Annotated in this window: 18 protein-coding genes and 3 pseudogenes; 10 read left to right on the top strand and 11 right to left on the bottom strand. The window is 71.0% G+C overall.

Annotation, left to right across the window (positions count from 1 at the left end):
* The 5 genes from Vqi01_RS06650 to Vqi01_RS06630 all read left to right on the top strand — a co-directional run.
* Positions 1 to 424: RICIN domain-containing protein (locus Vqi01_RS06650; RefSeq protein ID WP_204033677.1), on the top strand; the 424-nt coding region annotated here is incomplete at its 5' end.
* 145 nt (positions 425 to 569) lie between these two features.
* Positions 570 to 1,301 carry a tRNA (adenosine(37)-N6)-threonylcarbamoyltransferase complex dimerization subunit type 1 TsaB gene (gene tsaB, locus Vqi01_RS06645; protein WP_204033679.1) on the top strand — a complete coding sequence of 244 codons (732 nt, stop codon included), beginning with the start codon at positions 570 to 572 and terminating at the stop codon, positions 1,299 to 1,301.
* A complete protein-coding gene (rimI, locus tag Vqi01_RS06640) occupies positions 1,298 to 1,750 on the top strand; it encodes a ribosomal protein S18-alanine N-acetyltransferase (protein ID WP_204033676.1) in 453 nt (150 codons plus the stop codon). The genes tsaB and rimI overlap by 4 nt, the downstream gene beginning before the upstream one ends.
* A gap of 8 nt (positions 1,751 to 1,758) precedes the next feature.
* Positions 1,759 to 2,805: a tRNA (adenosine(37)-N6)-threonylcarbamoyltransferase complex transferase subunit TsaD gene (gene tsaD / locus Vqi01_RS06635; RefSeq protein ID WP_204033675.1), complete on the top strand. Its 1,047-nt coding sequence runs from the start codon at positions 1,759 to 1,761 to the stop codon at positions 2,803 to 2,805.
* A 14-nt stretch (positions 2,806 to 2,819) separates the two neighbouring features.
* Positions 2,820 to 3,074, top strand: coding sequence for a hypothetical protein (locus tag Vqi01_RS06630; RefSeq protein WP_189046480.1), 255 nt, complete (start codon positions 2,820 to 2,822; stop codon positions 3,072 to 3,074).
* Between the two features lie 21 nt (positions 3,075 to 3,095).
* On the opposite strand, the gene Vqi01_RS06625 is transcribed toward Vqi01_RS06630, so the two are convergent.
* From Vqi01_RS06625 to ybaK, 7 genes are all read right to left on the bottom strand, one after another.
* Positions 3,096 to 4,739, bottom strand: a complete 1,644-nt coding sequence (locus Vqi01_RS06625; RefSeq protein ID WP_204033674.1) for a copper resistance CopC/CopD family protein — start codon at positions 4,737 to 4,739, stop codon at positions 3,096 to 3,098.
* A gap of 11 nt (positions 4,740 to 4,750) precedes the next feature.
* Positions 4,751 to 5,488: a DUF4142 domain-containing protein gene (locus tag Vqi01_RS06620; RefSeq protein WP_204033673.1), complete on the bottom strand. Its 738-nt coding sequence runs from the start codon at positions 5,486 to 5,488 to the stop codon at positions 4,751 to 4,753.
* 151 nt (positions 5,489 to 5,639) lie between these two features.
* A complete protein-coding gene (locus Vqi01_RS06615) occupies positions 5,640 to 6,821 on the bottom strand; it encodes an ROK family transcriptional regulator (protein WP_204033672.1) in 1,182 nt (393 codons plus the stop codon).
* Between the two features lie 28 nt (positions 6,822 to 6,849).
* Positions 6,850 to 8,109, bottom strand: coding sequence for a sugar ABC transporter permease (locus tag Vqi01_RS06610; protein WP_204033671.1), 1,260 nt, complete (start codon positions 8,107 to 8,109; stop codon positions 6,850 to 6,852).
* On the bottom strand, positions 8,106 to 8,927 hold the full coding sequence (locus Vqi01_RS06605; RefSeq protein WP_204033669.1) for an ATP-binding cassette domain-containing protein: 822 nt from the start codon (positions 8,925 to 8,927) through the stop codon (positions 8,106 to 8,108). The genes Vqi01_RS06610 and Vqi01_RS06605 overlap by 4 nt, the downstream gene beginning before the upstream one ends.
* A 104-nt stretch (positions 8,928 to 9,031) precedes the next feature.
* The gene (locus Vqi01_RS06600; protein WP_204033668.1) at positions 9,032 to 10,126 is read right to left on the bottom strand and encodes a sugar ABC transporter substrate-binding protein; all 1,095 of its coding nucleotides are present in this window, start codon (positions 10,124 to 10,126) and stop codon (positions 9,032 to 9,034) included.
* Positions 10,127 to 10,296: 170 nt separating this feature from the next.
* Positions 10,297 to 10,776, bottom strand: coding sequence for a Cys-tRNA(Pro) deacylase (gene ybaK, locus Vqi01_RS06595; protein WP_204033667.1), 480 nt, complete (start codon positions 10,774 to 10,776; stop codon positions 10,297 to 10,299).
* On the opposite strand from ybaK, the gene Vqi01_RS31540 reads away from it, so the two are divergent.
* Both Vqi01_RS31540 and Vqi01_RS31535 read left to right on the top strand, forming a co-directional pair.
* Positions 10,720 to 11,010: a helix-turn-helix domain-containing protein gene (locus Vqi01_RS31540; RefSeq protein WP_372444324.1), complete on the top strand. Its 291-nt coding sequence runs from the start codon at positions 10,720 to 10,722 to the stop codon at positions 11,008 to 11,010. The two genes, ybaK and Vqi01_RS31540, sit on opposite strands and share 57 nt — an antisense overlap.
* Positions 10,944 to 11,195: pseudogene (locus Vqi01_RS31535) on the top strand (transposase); the annotation flags it as partial. The gene Vqi01_RS31540 and the pseudogene Vqi01_RS31535, both read left to right, overlap by 67 nt.
* 265 nt (positions 11,196 to 11,460) lie before the next feature.
* Here Vqi01_RS31535 and Vqi01_RS31530 read toward each other — a convergent pair.
* Both Vqi01_RS31530 and Vqi01_RS31525 read right to left on the bottom strand, forming a co-directional pair.
* Positions 11,461 to 11,865: pseudogene (locus Vqi01_RS31530) on the bottom strand (THUMP-like domain-containing protein); the annotation flags it as partial.
* Between the two features lie 71 nt (positions 11,866 to 11,936).
* Positions 11,937 to 12,732 (bottom strand): annotated as a pseudogene (locus Vqi01_RS31525) (DUF8688 domain-containing protein); the annotation flags it as partial.
* A gap of 530 nt (positions 12,733 to 13,262) precedes the next feature.
* On the opposite strand from Vqi01_RS31525, the gene groES reads away from it, so the two are divergent.
* Together groES and groL are read left to right on the top strand one after the other, a co-directional pair.
* On the top strand, positions 13,263 to 13,571 hold the full coding sequence (groES, locus tag Vqi01_RS06580; protein ID WP_498070723.1) for a co-chaperone GroES: 309 nt from the start codon (positions 13,263 to 13,265) through the stop codon (positions 13,569 to 13,571).
* A gap of 70 nt (positions 13,572 to 13,641) precedes the next feature.
* Positions 13,642 to 15,291, top strand: a complete 1,650-nt coding sequence (gene groL, locus Vqi01_RS06575; protein WP_204033663.1) for a chaperonin GroEL — start codon at positions 13,642 to 13,644, stop codon at positions 15,289 to 15,291.
* A 140-nt stretch (positions 15,292 to 15,431) separates the two neighbouring features.
* Here the strand turns inward: groL and Vqi01_RS30615 are convergent, their stop codons facing one another.
* On the bottom strand, positions 15,432 to 15,863 hold the full coding sequence (locus tag Vqi01_RS30615; protein WP_239098226.1) for a WhiB family transcriptional regulator: 432 nt from the start codon (positions 15,861 to 15,863) through the stop codon (positions 15,432 to 15,434).
* A 255-nt stretch (positions 15,864 to 16,118) separates the two neighbouring features.
* On the opposite strand from Vqi01_RS30615, the gene Vqi01_RS06565 reads away from it, so the two are divergent.
* A complete protein-coding gene (locus tag Vqi01_RS06565; RefSeq protein ID WP_204033662.1) occupies positions 16,119 to 16,922 on the top strand; it encodes a helix-turn-helix transcriptional regulator in 804 nt (267 codons plus the stop codon).
* A gap of 7 nt (positions 16,923 to 16,929) precedes the next feature.
* On the opposite strand, the gene Vqi01_RS06560 is transcribed toward Vqi01_RS06565, so the two are convergent.
* Positions 16,930 to 17,343 (bottom strand): DUF5319 domain-containing protein, encoded by a 414-nt coding sequence (locus Vqi01_RS06560; protein WP_204033661.1) that lies wholly within the window; start codon positions 17,341 to 17,343, stop codon positions 16,930 to 16,932.
* Positions 17,344 to 17,349: the final 6 nt, after the last annotated feature.

The following is a 17,349-nucleotide window of genomic DNA, read 5'->3' as shown; positions in this document are numbered from 1 at the left end:
CCCCGGCCCGACCAACCCGACCACCCCGCCGCCCGGTGGCGGTACCGGCCAGATGATCGTCGGTCAGCAGTCCGGCCGGTGCCTGGACGTGCCGAACTCGAGCACCAGCAACGGCACTCAGATCCAGTTGTATGACTGCTGGGGTGGCTCGAACCAGCGGTTCACCCACACCTCGAGCAGGCAGCTGACGGTGAACGGCAAGTGCCTGGACGCTTCGAATCAGGGCACCAGCAACGGCACGCGGGTGATCATCTATGACTGCCACGGCGGCGCGAACCAGCAGTGGAACATCAACTCCAACGGCACGATCACCGGAGTGCAGTCAGGGTTGTGCCTCGACGCCGGTGGCAGCGGTAACGGGGCGATGATCCAGCTGTACAGCTGCTGGGGTGGAGCAAACCAGCAGTGGAGCCGCCGCAACTAATCCGTCGCTTCGGGGCCAGGCGCTGACGGGCCTGGCCCCGTGCCTCCTTGAGAACCACAGCAGTATTGAATTGATCGCTACGACCCGGCGGCGATGGCGGGCGGGCGTCCAAGGGCCGGAGGCGATGCGGCTAGGCTGGTTCACCGTGCTCGTACTGGTGGTGGACAGCTCGACCCCGGCGGTGACCGCGGCGCTCGTCGAGGTCACCGCGAGTGGCGTCACGACCCGGGCGCACCGGTGCACGGTCGACGCACGGGCGCACGGCGAACTGCTCGCCCCACAGGTGGACGCGGTGCTCGCCGACATCGGTGCCCGGCCGGCCGACCTGGGCGCGATGGTCGCCGGGCTCGGCCCCGGCCCGTTCACCGGGCTGCGGGTGGGGCTGGTCACCGCCGCCACGATGGGCCAGGTGCTCGGCGTTCCGGCGTACGGTGTCTGCTCGCTGGACGCCATCGGTCAGCCGGCGGCGGTCGGCGAGCCGGTGCTGGCGGCGACCGACGCGCGACGCCGAGAGATCTACTGGGCGGTCTACGACGGTGCCGGCGAGCGCATGGTCGGCCCGGAGGTCGACGCGCCGGCGGTCGCCGCCGAACGGGCCCGGGAGCTGGCCGTGACCGTCGCGGTCGGCGACGGTGCGCACCGGTACGCCGACGCGCTCGGGCTGCCGCTGCGCGTCGAGCCGCGCTACCCGGACGCGAACGCGCTGGCCGTGCTGGCCGCCGAACGCATCCGCGCCGGGGCGCCCGGGGAACCGTTGACTCCGCTCTACCTGCGTCGCCCGGACGCCGTCGCGGCGACCGCGCGCAAGCCGGTTCTGCCGTCGACGAGCCGCAGCCAAGGGCCGCCGCCAACGAGCCGCAGCCAAGGGCCGCCATGAGCGGGCCGCGGCTCGGGCGGTTCCGCTGGTGGCACATCGACGAGGTGCTGCCGATCGAGGTGGATCTCTTCGGCGCCGAACAATGGTCCGCCGCGATGTTCTGGAACGAACTGGCCCACGGGCATTTCTACCGGATCGCCACCGACGACGAGGGTGCGGTACTGGGCTACGCCGGGCTGGCCCTCGCGGCTCCGGACGAGGCGTGGGTGCAGGTTGTCGCGGTGCGTCGGGAGGCGCAGCGCCGGGGAGTCGGGCGCCTGCTGCTGGAGGCGCTGCTGGCCGAGGCCGCCCGGCTGGGCGTACGCACCGTGCTGCTGGAAGTCGCGGCGGACAACGCGCGGGCGCAGCGGCTCTACGCGATGTACGGGTTCGAGCCGATCGGCGTACGCCGCGGCTACTACCAGCCGAGCAACACCGACGCGCTGGTGATGCGGCGCAACCAGGACTGAGAAACCCAATGGCAGACGAACCACTGATCCTCGGCATCGAGACCTCGTGCGACGAGACCGGCGTCGGCATCGTACGCGGGCACACCCTGCTCGCCGACGCGCTCGCCTCCAGCGTGGACCAGCACGCCCGGTTCGGCGGGGTGGTGCCCGAGGTGGCCAGCCGGGCCCACCTCGAGGCCATCGTGCCGACCATGCAACGGGCACTGACCGAGGCGGGGGTGACGATCGCCGACATCGACGCGATCGCGGTCACCGCCGGCCCGGGTCTGGCGGGCGCCCTGCTGGTCGGCGTGGCGGCGGCCAAGGGGTACGCGGTCGCCGCCGAGAAGCCGATCTACGGAGTGAACCATCTGGCCGCGCACGTCGCGGTGGACACGTTGGAGCACGGCCCGCTGCCCGAGCCGTCGGTCGCGCTGCTGGTCTCCGGCGGGCACTCGTCCCTGCTGCTGATCGACGACCTGGCCCGGGGCGTGACGCCGCTCGGCGCCACCATCGACGACGCAGCCGGGGAGGCGTTCGACAAGATCGCCCGGCTGCTCGGTCTGCCGTTCCCCGGCGGGCCGTACATCGACCGGGAGGCCCGGGTCGGTGACCCGGCGGCCATCGCCTTCCCGCGCGGGTTGACCGCGGCGAAGGATCTCGCCCGGCACCGCTACGACTTCTCCTTCTCCGGCTTGAAGACCGCGGTGGCCCGCTGGGTGGAGGCGCGGCAGCGGGCCGGCGAGCCGGTCCCGGTCGCCGATGTCGCGGCCTCCTTCCAGGAGGCGGTCTGCGACGTGCTGGTCGGCAAGGCACTGGACGCATGCCGGAGCAACGGCGTCGAGACTCTGGTGATCGGTGGGGGAGTGGCGGCCAACTCGCGGCTGCGGGCGATGGCGGAGCAGCGGGCCGCCCGGCACGGTGTCCGGGTTCGCGTACCCCGGCCCGGGCTCTGCACCGACAACGGCGCGATGGTGGCGGCGCTCGGCTCGCACCTGGTCGCCTCGGGTGTCGCGCCGAGCCGGCTCGACCTGCCTGCGGATTCGGCGATGCCGCTGACCACGGTCAGCGTCTGAGGAAGGACGGCGACGTGATCGTACGGATGTGGGAGGCGCGGGCGGAGCCGTACGCGCTCGCCGACCTGATCACCTGGGTCTGCGACACCGCCCTGCCCGAGTTCGAGCACGACCCGCTGCACCTGTCCAGCGAGGTCTTCTCCTCCACCGACCACCGGGTCGTGGTGATCTCGAAATGGCGCAGCAGCCCCCGGCCGCTGCCCGATCCGCCGGTGATGCTGCTCGCCCGGCCCGCCCACTCGTGGGATTTCACCCAGGTCGACCGCTGAGCCGGGCATCGACCGGCCGGCTCAGCGGATGGTCACCGTGGTGGTGGCGGTGGAACGGTCGATTTCGCTGGTCCGGGCGCTGATCCGCAGCGTCCAGTCGCCTGCCACCGGGAAGTGGATCTCGGCGGTGACGTGGTGCGGCTCCAGCGCGAACACGTCAACCGTGATCGGTTCGATGCCCGACTCGGGCAGGGCGGCGGTGACGGTCCACTCCGCCACCGGCAGCTCCTTCGCCTGAGGCGTGTAGACGTAGGCGTGCAGGCTGTTCGGGACGCCGGCGATCGCCGGGTAGATGTCGAACTGAAGGGTGAAATAATCGGTGGTGAGCGACTGCGCGACGCCCTCCCGGGTCACCCCGTCGGCCGCCGTGCCGGCCGTACGACCCGGCGGGGTCTGCACCAGCACCGCGGTCAGCGCCAGCACCACTGCGGTCGCCGCGAGTTCGACGCCGGCCGCTCGGGCGACCCGCCGGGGCGATGTGGCGGCGACTCGCCGCCGGATCAACCGACGCTGCCAGGCCGCCACGGCCAGGACCCCGGCCAGCAGCGCGGCCTTGGCGCAGAGCAGACGGCCGTACGTGCTGCCCAGCAGCGCCGACGGCCGGCCCAACTCGATCGCAGCCTGAAGCACCCCGGCGGTGACGAGCCAGGCCACGGCCAGCGTGGCCCACCTCGACCAGGCCGGCAGGATCCGGGCGAGGACCCGCTCGTGGGTGCCCCGGAGCAGGAAGACGGTGAGGGCGAGCAGCCCACCGAGCCAGACGACGACCCCGGCGATGTGCACGGTGGTCAGCACGATGCTCACCGGCGGCACCGGCGAGGCGATCGGATGCCCGGCGAGTGGCCAGGTGAGCAGTCCGGCGACGCCCACCACGGCCAGTGCGCCGATCCGCCGACGTCCGGCGGTGCCCCGGGTGACCGCCGGCAGCAACGCCGCAGCGAGCGCGAGCAGCGCCAGGCGTGCGGCCAGCAGCAGCCCGACGTCGGTGTCGGCCACCGCACGCAGGTCGGCCAGGGAGAGTTGCCCGACCGGTGCGCCGACCACCTGTGCGGCCTGCCCGACCCAGGTGCCCACCGTGGCGGCGGCGACCAGACCGAGCCCGACCAGCGCCATGACCGTCGCGCCCCGCCGGGACCGTCGCCGGGGCCACAGGGACACGGTGAGCAGCGGCGGGCCGACCGCCAGCAGCAGGCCCAGGTAGCCGAGGTACTTCGCCACCGTCACCAGCGTCCTGGCCGGCGACTCGGCCCCGGTGCCAGGCGGCAGCGGCGGGGTGGCCGAGGGCGCACCGGCGGCGAAGGTGAAGCTGCCGGCGACCGGATGGCTGTCCGCCGAGATGACGCGGTAACTGACCAGGTAGGTGCCGAGCGGCCGGTCGGAGGCTCGCAGCGTGATCCGCATCGTCGCGTCCCGGACCTCCGGGTCACCGACGTTGATCCGCTTGCCGTCGGGCGCGAGCACCTGCACCCGACCGGGAACGGCGGCGATCGGTTCGCTGAAGGTCACCAGCACCTCGCGGGGCGCGTAGCTGAGAACCTCGTCGCGCTGCGGGGTGGTGTTCACCACGACGGCGTGCGCCGCCGCTGGTCCGGCGGGGCCCAGGGCGGCGCAGAGCGTGGCCAGGATCAGCCCGAGCAGGGCAACTGCCCGGGTGCGCGCAGCCATCGGTTGGCGGTTCAGGTGCGACGGAACAGGCGGAACGTGAGGAAACCGCCGACGCCGAGCGCGCCGAGGAAGATCGCCCAGATCACGGTGTTGCTGACGCCCACCTGCGGGCCGCTGTTGGCCTGCGCGGCGGCGAGCAGGCCGTCCTCGCCCGGGGCGGGCAGCGCGGCGGGCGGTAGTTCGGCATAGCGGACCAGGCCGGTGCTCTCCAGCATCACCATGTGGTCACCGACGAAGGTGTTGGCCGCGTTGGCCAAATCGCGGATGACGTCGTTGCGGGTGCTGGCCCGAACCGCGCCGATGACCGGGAAGATCTTGCCGTGCGCGACCCGGAGGCGGGTGACGAAGATCTGGTCGAAGCGGGCGCCGGTGGCGTCCTTCATCTCCTTCAGCCACTGCTGCTGCTCGGCGCTCGGCTGGTTCGGAATCACCGCGCCGAGCTTGTTGGCGGCCTCCACGGTGAGTCGGTCGAGTTCCTCGTGCTGCTTGGCGATCTCGGCACCGACCTCCCGGACCACCCGCGACTGCCCTTTCTCGGCGGCCATCTGCCCGGCGGGCATCTCCCAGAGCCCGGCCATCCGTACCCCGTCGAGCAGGGCCTGGTCGGCTGCGGCGAGTTGCTGGCCGACGGGCGCGGCCAGCGCGGTCCCGGGCAGCACGACGAGGGCTGCGGCGATCGTGGTGAGCAGCACCGCCAAGCGACGGGACCGATTGCCCTGCCGGCGACGAGCGGAATCCAGCGGTGCCATGTCTGCGGCGCCTCCTCGACACGAAAACCGATCAGCTACGCGACGGGCGCACCCGCATCCGCCGGCCGCCCGTCCGCACACTGGTACGGATTGTCTGGCCGATCAGTTCATCGTTTCCGAAACCGGCTCCTGTTCGTCCGGACGGCCGAGGTCAGCCGATGTCGAGAGGGTCGGCCAGCAGCCGCTCGAAGGCGAGTTCGGCAGCACCGATCAACGGGGCGTCCTCGCCGAGCTTCGGCGTACGCAGCCGCACGTGCTCCAGGCAGGCGGGCAACCCGTTGCAGTTGAGCCGGCTGCGGATCTGGGCGGCGGCGGCCAGGTAGAGATCACGCATCGTGCCGCCGAAGATGACCATCTCCGGGTTGAAGATGTTGACCAGGTTGGCCACGCCGAAGCCGAGCCAGTCGCCGGCCTGGCGTACGGCGGTCTGGGCGCGGGCGTCACCGTGGTCGGCGGCGTCGAAGACCTCCAGTACCGCGTCCCGTCCACGGGCGTCGGATCGACCGGCGGCCCGGAGCAGGCCGTGCTCGCCGATCTCGGTCTCCCAGCAGCCCCGGTTGCCGCACTCGCAGCGCGCCCCGTCCGGGACCACGACCATGTGCCCGACCTCGCCGCTGTAGCCGCCGTGCCCGGTCAGCCGCCGGCCCCCGGCGATGATCCCGGCACCTACGCCGACGTCGCCATAGAGGTAGATGACGTTGTCGCAACCGGCCGCCGCGCCCCGGGCGTGCTCGGCGAAGGCCGCCACCTCGGCCACGTTCCCGACCAGGACCGGCACGTCGACGCCGAGTTCGATGCCGAGTGCCGTACCGATCGGTTCGTCCACCCAACCGGTGGTCGGGCCGAGCCGGACCAGCCCGTCGTCGCGGCGTACCATCCCGCAGACCGCCACGCCCGCGCCGACGCAGACGGCATCCGCCGGTAGCCCGTGCTGCATCTCCTTGACCGCCCCGGCCAGCAGCGGCGCGACCTCCGCCGCGGTCAGGCCGCGCGGCCGATCCAGCGTCCGACGGTCGAGCACGGCACCGCCGAGACCGACCCGCGCGGCCCGCAGCCGGTCCACCTCGATGCTGCAGGCGTACGCGAAGACCCGGGCCGACTCGGGCCGGACGACCAGCGACGGTCGTCCGGCCCGGCCGGTCTCCTTCGGCGCACCTTCGGTCACCAGGCCGGCCGCGGCGAGGTCGGCGGTGAGCGCGCCGATGGTGCTCCGGTTCAGCCCCAGCGTGTTGGTCAGCTCGGCGCGGCTGGTGGCACCGTGCACGTGCACGTATCGCAGCAGGGCGCCGAGGTTCTGCCGACGGATCTCGTCCTGGCTGGGTCCTGCGCGCATGGGGCCTTACTGCTTTCGGTGGTGCGGATCAACGGTTGCCGGTGGCGGCGGCTCTTCGTCGGGACAGCGCGTCGACGCTGGCCGCGAGGAGCAGCACCACACCGGTGACCACGTACTTGACGCCCGAGCTGTAGCCCATCAGGCCCATTCCATTGTCGATCACCGCCACCACGGCGCCGCCGAGGACCGCGTCGAGGACCCGGCCCTTGCCGCCGAAGAGGCTGGTGCCGCCGATCACCGCCGCGCCCACGGCGTAGAGGAGCACATTGCTGCCGCCGGTGTTCGGGTCGACGGAGTTGGCCCGGCTGGCGGCGACGATGCCACCGGTCGCCGCCATCGTGGAGCAGATCACAAAGACCGAGATACGGATCCGATCCACGTTGATGCCGGCCCGGAGGGCGGCCTCCTTGTTGCCGCCGACCGCGTAGATGTGCCGGCCGTAGCTGGTGCGCTGGAGCACGAAGGTCCAGAGCACGAGCAGCACGGCGATGACCGGCACCACGATCGGCACGCCCTTCAGCGAGCTGATCAGCACGTTGCGGCTGCGCTCCAGGTTGAGCACGTAGACGGCGACGCCGAGGACGAGGGCCAGTACGCCGATGCGGGTCAGCACCATGGCCAGCGGGTCGTTGACCAGGCCCCGTGCGGCGCGCTTGCGGTAGCGCAGCAGTTGCACCACGGCGAATCCGGCGACCGCGAGCGCGACCAGGGCCCAGCCCAGCGCCGGCGGCAGGTTGCGGTTGGCGATCGCCACCAGCACCGGGTCGCGGACGGAGATGTTCCGTCCCTCCTCCATCAGCAGCAGCACCACGCCCTGGAAGGCGAGGAAGCCGGCGAGAGTGACCACGAACGAGGGAATGCCGACCTTGGCGACCAGGAATCCGAGCGCGGTGCCGATCACCATGCCGGTGAGCACGGCGGCGAGCACCGCGACGTACCAGGGGTGGCCAAAGACGGTGACCACGTTGGCCAGCACCGCCGCGCAGACGCCGCTGGCGAAGCCGGCCGACAGGTCGATCTCACCCAGCAGCAGTACGAAGACCAGGCCCATCGCGATCAGTGTGACCGCCGCGCCCTGGGTGAACAGGTTGGCGAAGTTGCCCGCGGTGAGGAACGACGGCCGCATGATCGAGAAGATCGTGCAGAGGACGAGCAGCCCGCCGACCGCGGGCAGCGCGCCGATGTCGCCGCCGCGTACCCGGCGCCAGTAGTCACGGGCGTGGCTGCCGATGGTGGGTGCCGACACGACGGCAGCCGGTCCCTCCTGCTTGACGGCGGTGGTGCTCATGAAGCGCCCTCCGTGGTGGTGCGGTCGGCCGATGCCGCGCCGTTGCCGTTGGCGCCCGTTTCGGCGGCGAGGCCGAGCCCGCCGGAGCGACCGGCGGTGATCAGCTCGACCACCTGGGCGTGGGTGATGTCGGTGGTCCGCACCTGGGCGACCATCTGGCCGAGGTAGAGCGCGGCGATCCGGTCGGAGACGGCGAAGACATCGTTCATGTTGTGCGAGATGAGCACGACGGCCAGGCCGTTGTCCGCCAGCCGGCGGACCAGTTCGAGCACCTGGGCGGTCTGCGCGACGCCGAGTGCGGCGGTCGGTTCGTCCAGGATCACCAGTTTGCTGTTCCAGAGCACCGCTTTGGCGATCGCCACCGTCTGACGCTGGCCGCCGGAGAGGCTGGAGACATGCTGGCGCAGCGACTTGACGGTGCGTACCGAGAGCCCGGCCAGGGTCTCCGCGGCCATCTGTTCCATCGTCGGCTCGTCGAGCATGATGCCGTTGCGCTTCTCGCGGCCGAGGAACATGTTCTGCACGATGTCGAGGTTGTCGCAGAGCGCGAGATCCTGGTAGACGACCTCGATGCCGAGCTCGGCGGCGTCGCGCGGGCTGTTGATGCTCACCGGACGGCCGTCGAAGACGAACTCGCCGGCGTCGGTCGGGTAGATGCCGCTGATGCACTTGACCAGGGTCGACTTGCCGGCGCCGTTGTCGCCGACGAGCGCCGTCACCTCGCCCGGGTAGGCGGAGAGGGCAACATCACGCAGGACCTGGACGGGACCGAAGCTCTTGTCGATCCCGCGTAGCTCCAGCAGTGGGGTCGCGGACACGGGGGTCTCCTTATTCCCAAAGGGAGATCGGGGCCCGTCCCAGCGGCGTCGCGCCGCCCGGCACGGGGTTGCCGTGCCGGGCGGCGCCGCCTGGGCGGGTGCGGTCAGCTGATGCCCGCGTCGGTGCAGAGCTTTGCGAAGTTGCCGGTGCAGACCTGTTCCTTGGTCACGTAGCCGTCGGCGATGACGTCCTTGACGTTCTCCTTGTAGATCGCCACCGGGGTGAGCAGGACGGACGGCACGTCCCGGCCACTCTCCGGGTCCTTGACCGTCTGGCCGGTCTCCTTGCGCTCGCCCTTGGCCAGCGCGATGGCCAGCTCGGCGGCGGCGTCCGCCTCCTTCTTGACGGCCTTGTAGACGGTCATGCACTGGTCACCGGCGAGGATGTTCTGCAGCGCCTGCGGGTCGGCGTCCTGGCCGGTCACCGGGACCTTGCCGTTGAGCTTGTTCTTCTTCAACACCGAGATGGCGGCGTTACCGAGGCCGTCGTTCGCGGAGAGCACTCCGTCGATCTTGCCGCCAGCCCTGGTGAGCTGCTGCTCGAAGATGGTCGCGGCCTGCGTGTTGTCCCAGGCCGGCACGGAGTCGTCGGCGACCTGGGTGTACTCGCCGGCGTCGAACTTCGGCTTGAGCACCGAGTCGTAGCCCTCCTTGAACAGGGTGGCGTTGTTGTCGGTCGGCGAGCCGTTGAGGTACGCGATCGCCGGCTTCTCCACCTTCGCGTCGGTGAGGCACTTGACCAAGCCCTCGCCCTGGAGCTTGCCGACCGCCACGTTGTCGAAGCTGACGTAGTACTCCGCCGAGCCGCCGAGGGTGAGGCGGTCGTAGTCGATGGTGGCCACGCCCTGCGACTTGGCCTTGTCCAGGACGGCCTTGCCGGTGCCGGAGTCCAGGTTGACGATCATCAGCACGGTGACCCCGCTGGTGATCATCTGGTCGGCGATGGTCTGGAAGGCATTCTTGTCGCCCTGCGCGTTCTCGATGACCGAGTCGACGTTGGCGGCCTTGAAGGCCTCCTCGAGGAACTTGCGGTCCGCGGTCTCCCAGCGGACCGAGGACGTGCTGTCCGGCAGGATCACACCGATCTTCGGGGTCTTGTCGGAGCCGTCCTTGCCGCCATCGGATTCGTTGGCGCAGGCCGTCAGGCTGCCGAGGGTCAGCAGACCCACGGCACCGATGGCGAGGAAACCCTTGCGCATGTGCAGGGTCCTTTCTCGAGGGTGAGAGCTGGTCAAGATGCGTTTTGTTGTGCCCGGCAACGTATTCCGCGCCGCGCGGCAACACAAGACCGCTGCGCCCCCGAGTTTGTTGTCGGCAGTAACAATTCGGCAACGTCAACGCCACTGACGCCGCGCCATCGTGTCGAAGATCAGGCGGTGGCCAGGCGAGCGGTGCGAGCGCCGGTGAGCGTGACCAGGTCCGCCGGGTCCAGTTCGACCTGGAGCCCTCGTCGACCCGCCGACACGTACACAGTGGGGTGATCGAGGGCTGAGGCATCGAGCACGGTGGGCAGTCGCTTGCGTTGCCCGAGCGGGCTGATGCCGCCGCGTACGTACCCGGTGACGCGTTCGGCCGTTGCGCGTTCGGCCAGCGTGGCCCGCTTGCCGTCCGCCGCTGCGGCAAGGGCCTTGAGGTCCAGCTCGCCGGTGACCGGCACCACCGCCACGGTGAGCATCCCGTCCACTTCGGCCACCAGGGTCTTGAAGACCCGCGCCGGTGCGACCCCGAGCACCGAGGCGACCAGCGCGCCGTAGTTCGGCGCGTCCGCCGGGACGTCGTACGGGTGGGTGCGATGGGTGACCCCCCGCTTCGCCAGCAGCACCGTCGCCGGCGTACCCCGTCCCGTCACCGTAGTGCCGCCAGGATGCCTCGCCGTTCCGGGCAGGGAGTAATGGCGGCCCACTTCCTGTCAGCCATGATCGTCTCCTTTGGTGAGATGTGTCGTGTGAGGACGGCGTACAGGTGTCGGGCCTACCCGACACCCGAACAAGCGGCGGTGTTGAACCGCACGTTCGGGTGGGTGCGTGTCGTCTGGAACCGTACTCTCGCTGCCCGGCATCGCCGCTGGCACGACGCCGATTGAAGCGGTACCAGCGGATGATGGCCCGCAGGAAGAAGGGCTCCGCGAACCGAGTCAAGGCCAAGCGGAAGATGGCGCGCCCCCACTCGCGGGTGCGCGACGCCCGCCGAGACTTCCTCCACAAGACCAGCACCGACCTCGTGCGTCGGTTCGACGCCATCGCCGTGGAAGAACTTGCCGTGGCGAACATGGTCCGCCGCCGCCGGGCTGGTGGAGACGATGAACGCCTGCGGAGCGGACGTCAGACACGAAGGTCCTTCCTCCGTGCTGTCTGCGATGAACCAGGAACCCTCACCCGCGAGAGTGGGAACCCCCCCACCTTCAAGCAGGGGAGGAAGTCAAGCCGTCAACCTAGTCCCCGTCCGCCCCTCGGGCCAGTGGCTCAGCGGCCGCCTGGTCCCCGGCCCGCGCCTCGGCCCAGGGGCTCTCGGTGGCTGCTGCCCGTGGGGCCGAGGGTCGGCAGACGAGCACCGCCGGTGCTCCGGCGACCCGGGTCAGCACCAGGCTCGCCGGTTGATCACCGGTCAGCCGCAGGTCGCGTCGGAGCCGTTCGGGTTCCAGCGCGGAGCCGCGCTTGAGGATCTCCACCCGGCCTACCCGGCGTTCCCGTAGCAGCGCGCGCAGTCGCTTGAGCGAGAACGGCAGCACGTCGGTCACCTCGAGGCAGCGAGCGTACGGCGTGGGCGTCGCGTCGTCGCCGTAGAGATAGGCGATCGTCGGGTCGGCCAGCGTGGCGTCGAGTTCGGCGGCCAACTCGGCGACCAGGTGTGCGCGGACCACCGCCGGATCCGGGTCGTACACGAAGCGAAGTACCGGCCCGACCGGCGCCTCGGCCCGCCCTGATCCGGTGAGCTGGTGGACGCTTTTCCAGCCGGCAGAGCGGTCGGGGGAGTGGTCGGCGGAGTGGTCGGCGGAGTGATAAAAAGGGGCCCCTTTACTACCGGAGGCGTTAACAGGGGGCCCTTCCTTCAACAAGGTGGCGCGGCGGGGGTGCTCGGCGAGTGGGCCGCACCAGAGGGTCGCCTCGACCAGGTCGCCGTCGACGCTGACCCACTCGGCTTCGGCGCCGGGCGGGATCAGGGCATGGTCGAGACCGGGAGCCACCTTCACCACCGTGTACGGCACCCGATCGGCCAGTCCGGCGACGAAATCCCACGGCGGCGAGTACGCGTTCGGGTCGAAGATCCGGCGGCCGGTGCCGGCCCGCCGCCGGGCGGGGTCGCAGAAGACCGCCTCGACCCGGGTCACGTCGAACGCGGTCGCGTCGCCGCACTCGACGGTGAACAGCTCGGCCAGCCCCGCCGCCCGCGCGTTCGCCTCGGCCAGCGCGGCGGTGACCGGGTCGGCCTCCACGCCGTACACCCGGATGCCGGCACGGGCGGCGGCCAGCGCGTCGGCGCCCAGCCCGCAACCCAGGTCGGCCAGGGTGGCCACCCCGGCGGCCCGGAGCCGCTCGGCACGGCGGCGCGCGACGACCTGCCGGGTGGCCTGCTCCAGGCCGGGCCGGGTGAAGAACATGCCGGCCGCCGACGGCCCGAACTTGCCGGCCGCCCGGCGGCGCAGTTCCGCCTGGGTGAGCGCCGCCGCCGCCAACCCCGCCGGCACCCCGGCGGAGCGGAGCGCGGCCGCCGCGGTCAGCGGGTCGCCGCCGGCCACCCGGGCTGCCGCGTCGAGCGCGGCCGACCCCTCGCCGGTACGCAACGCGGCGAACTGCTCCAGATCCACGCGCCCATTGTCCCGACCCACCCCGATGACCCACGCGGAGGGCAAGGCCGCCGGGACGCGGCGTGATCCTTTGCACTTCAGTGAGTCGACACGCCGATGTCCGAGTCACTGGAGTGCAAACGATCAATGTGCGGCCGACTGGGCTCGGCGGGGTGGCGGGGGTGGGCGGTGGCAGGGGAGGGCGGTGGGGGGATCAGGTGGTGGTGTGATGGGTGGCGACGAAGGCACGCCAGATTGCCGGGATGAAGGCGAGCACCTCGGCCGGTCGGGTCCTGGTGAAGGAGTGGCGAGCAGTGGCGACACGAAGGCGGGTGCGCTGGCACTCTCCTTGACGGAGTGCTAGCCGAGGAATAACCTGCGATTAGCACTCTCACCCTGAGGGTGCCAACGCTCGGGCCCTGGTGCCCGGGGGTTGAACGCCAGGCGGACCGGCACCCGCGACGACGGCCCCGCCCGGTGGCATGTGGCAGATTGACGCTGGTCGGCGTGCCGACCGGCAACGAAACCAAGTACCCCAGGAGGGTATGCCCGTGACTACCGCGACCAAGGTTGCGATCAAGCCGCTCGAGGACCGCATCGTGGTCCAGGCGAACGAGGCCGAAACCACCACCGCCTCGGGCATCGTGATTCCCGACACCGCCAAGGAGAAGCCGCAGGAGGGCACCGTCCTCGCTGTCGGCCCGGGCCGGATCGACGACAAGGGCAACCGTGTGCCGATCGACGTCTCCGTCGGCGACACCGTCCTCTACTCGAAGTACGGCGGCACCGAGGTCAAGTACGCCGGCGAGGAGTACCTGGTGCTCTCCGCCCGCGACGTCCTCGCGGTCATCGAGAAGTAAGCAACCGATCAGTGTCGTTGCCCCGGTCCGGCTCGCCGGGCCGGGGCAACGTCGCTTCGAAGGGACATTCATGGCGAAGATCCTGAGCTTCTCGGACGACGCCCGGCACCAGCTGGAGCACGGTGTCAACGCGCTCGCGAACGCGGTCAAGGTCACCCTCGGGCCGCGCGGGCGCAACGTCGTCCTGGACAAGAAATTCGGTGTGCCCACGATCACCAACGACGGCGTGACGATCGCCAAGGAGATCGAGCTCACCAACCCGTACGAGAACCTCGGCGCGCAGCTGGTCAAGGAGGTGGCGACCAAGACCAACGACATCGCCGGCGACGGGACCACCACCGCGACGGTGCTGGCCCAGGCGATGGTCCGCGAGGGCCTGCGCAACGTGGCGGCCGGCACCAACCCGGCCGCCCTCAAGCGGGGCATCGACGCGGCCTCCGCCAAGGTCTCCGAGGCGCTGCTCGGCAAGGCCGTCGAGGTCTCCGACAAGAAGTCCGTCGCGCACGTGGCGACGATCTCCGCGCAGGACGCCACCATCGGTGAACTGATCGCCGAGGCGATGGAGAAGGTCGGCCGCGACGGTGTGATCACCGTCGAGGAGGGCTCCACCCTGCACACCGAGCTGGACGTCACCGAGGGGCTCCAGTTCGACAAGGGCTTCATCTCGCCGAACTTCGTCACCGACGTGGAGGCGCAGGAGTCGGTCCTGGAGGACGCGTACGTCCTGCTCACCACGCAGAAGATCTCGGCGATCGAGGAGCTGCTGCCGCTGCTGGAGAAAATTCTCCAGAACAACAAGCCGCTGCTGATCATTGCCGAGGACGTCGAGGGCCAGGCCCTGTCCACCCTGGTGGTCAACTCGATCCGCAAGACCCTGAAGGTCTGCGCGGTCAAGGCTCCCGGCTTCGGTGACCGCCGCAAGGCGATGCTCCAGGACATGGCGATCCTCACCGGCGCCGAGCTGATCGCTCCCGAGCTGGGCTACAAGCTCGACCAGGTCGGCCTGGAGGTGCTGGGCAGCGCCCGGCGCGTCGTGGTCGACAAGGAGAACACCACGATCGTCGACGGCGGCGGCCAGGCCAGCGAGGTCGCCGACCGGGTCGCCCAGATCCGCAAGGAGATCGAGGCTTCGGACTCCGAGTGGGACCGGGAGAAGCTCGCCGAGCGGCTGGCCAAGCTCTCCGGCGGCGTCGCGGTGATCAAGGTCGGCGCGGCCACCGAGGTCGAGATGAAGGAGCGCAAGCACCGCATCGAGGACGCCATCGCCGCGACCAAGGCTGCGGTCGAGGAGGGTACGGTGCCCGGCGGCGGTGCCGCCCTGGCGCAGATCCTGCCGGTGCTCGAAGACGACCTCGGCTTCACCGGCGACGAGAAGGTCGGCGTGTCGATCGTGCGCAAGGCGCTGGTCGAGCCGCTGCGCTGGATCGCCCAGAACGCCGGCCACGACGGCCAGGTCGTGGTGCAGAAGGTCATCGGCAAGCAGTGGGGCCACGGCCTCGACGCCGCCGTCGGCGAGTACGCCGACCTGGCGGACAAGGGCATCATCGACCCGGTGAAGGTGACCCGTAACGCGGTCACCAACGCCGCGTCGATCGCCGGTCTGCTGCTGACCACCGAGAGCCTCGTGGTGGAGAAGCCGAAGGAGCCGGAGCCCGCCGCCGGTGGGCACGGCCACTCGCACGGCCACGGGCACAGCCACCAGCACGGTCCGGGTTTCTGACCTCTGTCGTACACCGGAAGTGGGGCGCGCCGTCGACGACGGCGCGCCCCACGCGTTTTTCCCGCCCGGCATCGTGGTGCAGTCACCCCGGACGTGGCGACGCCGCGTTTCCGGGTGGAAACGCGGCGTCGGAGCCGTCGTCAGGCGACGTGGCGCTGGGTGGGGACGTTGCGGGTGTACTGGTTGATCGGGGCGCCGTCGCCGGTGGCCAGGTTGGTCGACTTGTGGGCGCTGCCCAGTCGGGCCTCCAGCCGGGCGACGTCGACCCGGGTCTGCCGGCGGTCGGCGAGATCCTCCCAGCCGACCGCGAGCAGTCGCAGCCGTTCGGATTCGCTGAAGCCGCCCCACACGCCGTACGGCTCCCGCACGGTCAGGGCGTGCGCGGCGCACTCGGCGCGGACCGGGCAGGAGCGGCAGACCGCCTTCGCGCTGGACTCCCGACGCAGCCGGGAGGAACCGCGCTCGCCGTCGGGGTGGAAGAACTGGGCGCTGTCCCGGCCTCTACAGGCACCGAGCCGCTGCCAATCCCAGAGGTCGATGATGGGTCCGGGCAGTCTACGTACGTTCGACATCAGCACCCCTCCTCTCGCGCGGCACCGCGAGACGTATCTGTGGCCGGCAGTCCGGGCGGCGGGCCGCGCAGGCGCACCGTTCCCGGCCTGGCCCCTCGGTACCCGGGTCGCTCTCGACTCACACGTCTTTTGATCCAAAACATCCGGCGACTTGCGGCATATGCCCGATCTGTCGGAAAAGTGGAGAGGATTGCCCGGAACCTCCTCCTGAGCCCGCCCGGTCGTGGTCTGCTCATCCTCGGAGAGGAGATGACTGTGCGTACGGTTCTCGTGTGCGTTCGGACGCCGCTCGCGGCGCAGCACCTGACCTCGGCGGCGGCGCGGCTGGGATTGTCCGGTGCGGTTCGGACAGCCGTCTCCGATCCCGAGGTGATGCTGCGGTTGGCCGAGCGTCCCGCCGACGTGGTGCTCGTCGACACCGCGCTCACCCGGCCCGACAGCGCCGGCTTCGTCCGCCGGGTGCTGGCCCGCGCGCCGCAGGCCGCCGTGCTGCTGTTGGGCACCGAGGAGTCCGAGGCCGCGGCGGCGACCATCAGCGCCGGGGCACGAGGACTGATCCAGGGCGCGGACCACGACCTCACCAGCGCGGTCGCCAAGGCTCTGCTGCTGCTGGCCGCACCTGGGCGGGCCAACCGGCACCGGATCGCGGGCCCGGCCCGGGACGCCGCCGCGGTGGGCAGCCCGAAGCGGCCAGCGCAGACCGGCCGGCCCACCGGCGAAGGCGCTTCGGTCTGGCCGGCGGGCGATGCCCAGGGCGGCCCGGCGATGGTGCCGGCGCAGCGTGGCGACGACCCGGCCGAGCCGGATGCCGAAGACGCGACCGGTTCGGAGCGGCCCGCCCCGACTCGGCCTGACCGGTCGACGATCGGACTCACCGAACGGGAGCTGCAGGTGCTGCTCGGGATGGCCGAGGGCAAGAGCAACGCCGAAATCGGCCGCGAATTGTTCGTCTCCGAGGACACCGTGAAGACCCACGCCCGGCGATTGTTCCGCAAGCTCGGCGCCCGCGACCGGGCGCACGCGGTGGCCGCCGGCTTCCGCGCCGGGCTGGTCGCCTGAGCGTGGCTCAGTCGCCCGAGTCCGGCTCGTCCTCGTCGGTGCCCTCACTGAGGGTGTCGTGCACCCCGTCGGCGTAGCCCCGGGCGTAGTCCCAGGTGACGTAGTGGTCGGGGTCGGGGTCGTAGGCCGGCTCGTGCACCCGGGGGCGCCCGGAAGTCAGCAGATGGCGCAGGTTGCCGCGGAGCAGGTCCCAGTCGAAGTAGTGCGGCTCCCGGCAGTCCTCGCACTCGATCACGAGCCCCCGTACGCCGATCGGCGCGAGCAACGCCTGGTAGATCTCCAGGTCGGCCAGATCCTCGAGCACGTCCTGCCGCTCGACCTCGGTCAGCGGGTCGAGCGGATCGTCGCGGTCGGGCTCGTCCAGCCCGGCCGCCGGGTCGGTCGGGTCGCCGGTGAACGGGTCGATGGGCTCGTCGTGCACCCCCTC

Source organism: Micromonospora qiuiae, from assembly GCF_016863555.1.
In the GTDB taxonomy this organism is placed as follows: domain Bacteria; phylum Actinomycetota; class Actinomycetes; order Mycobacteriales; family Micromonosporaceae; genus Micromonospora; species Micromonospora qiuiae.
Note: the sequence above shows the minus strand (reverse complement) of the source record. Positions and strands in the feature narration are given on the sequence as shown.

Bases quoted from the DNA above. Each gene is read 5' to 3' on its own strand.
- rimI (WP_204033676.1), top strand. From the start codon at position 1,298: ATGAGCGGGCCGCGGCTCGGGCGGTTCCGCTGGTGGCACATCGACGAG.
- tsaD (WP_204033675.1), top strand. From the start codon at position 1,759: ATGGCAGACGAACCACTGATCCTCGGCATCGAGACCTCGTGCGACGAG.
- Vqi01_RS06625 (WP_204033674.1), bottom strand. From the start codon at position 4,739: ATGGCTGCGCGCACCCGGGCAGTTGCCCTGCTCGGGCTGATCCTGGCC.
- Vqi01_RS06620 (WP_204033673.1), bottom strand. From the start codon at position 5,488: ATGGCACCGCTGGATTCCGCTCGTCGCCGGCAGGGCAATCGGTCCCGT.
- Vqi01_RS06615 (WP_204033672.1), bottom strand. From the start codon at position 6,821: ATGCGCGCAGGACCCAGCCAGGACGAGATCCGTCGGCAGAACCTCGGC.
- Vqi01_RS06610 (WP_204033671.1), bottom strand. From the start codon at position 8,109: ATGAGCACCACCGCCGTCAAGCAGGAGGGACCGGCTGCCGTCGTGTCG.
- Vqi01_RS06600 (WP_204033668.1), bottom strand. From the start codon at position 10,126: ATGCGCAAGGGTTTCCTCGCCATCGGTGCCGTGGGTCTGCTGACCCTC.
- Vqi01_RS31540 (WP_372444324.1), top strand. From the start codon at position 10,720: ATGGGTGACCCCCCGCTTCGCCAGCAGCACCGTCGCCGGCGTACCCCG.
- groL (WP_204033663.1), top strand. From the start codon at position 13,642: ATGGCGAAGATCCTGAGCTTCTCGGACGACGCCCGGCACCAGCTGGAG.
- Vqi01_RS30615 (WP_239098226.1), bottom strand. From the start codon at position 15,863: ATGTCGAACGTACGTAGACTGCCCGGACCCATCATCGACCTCTGGGAT.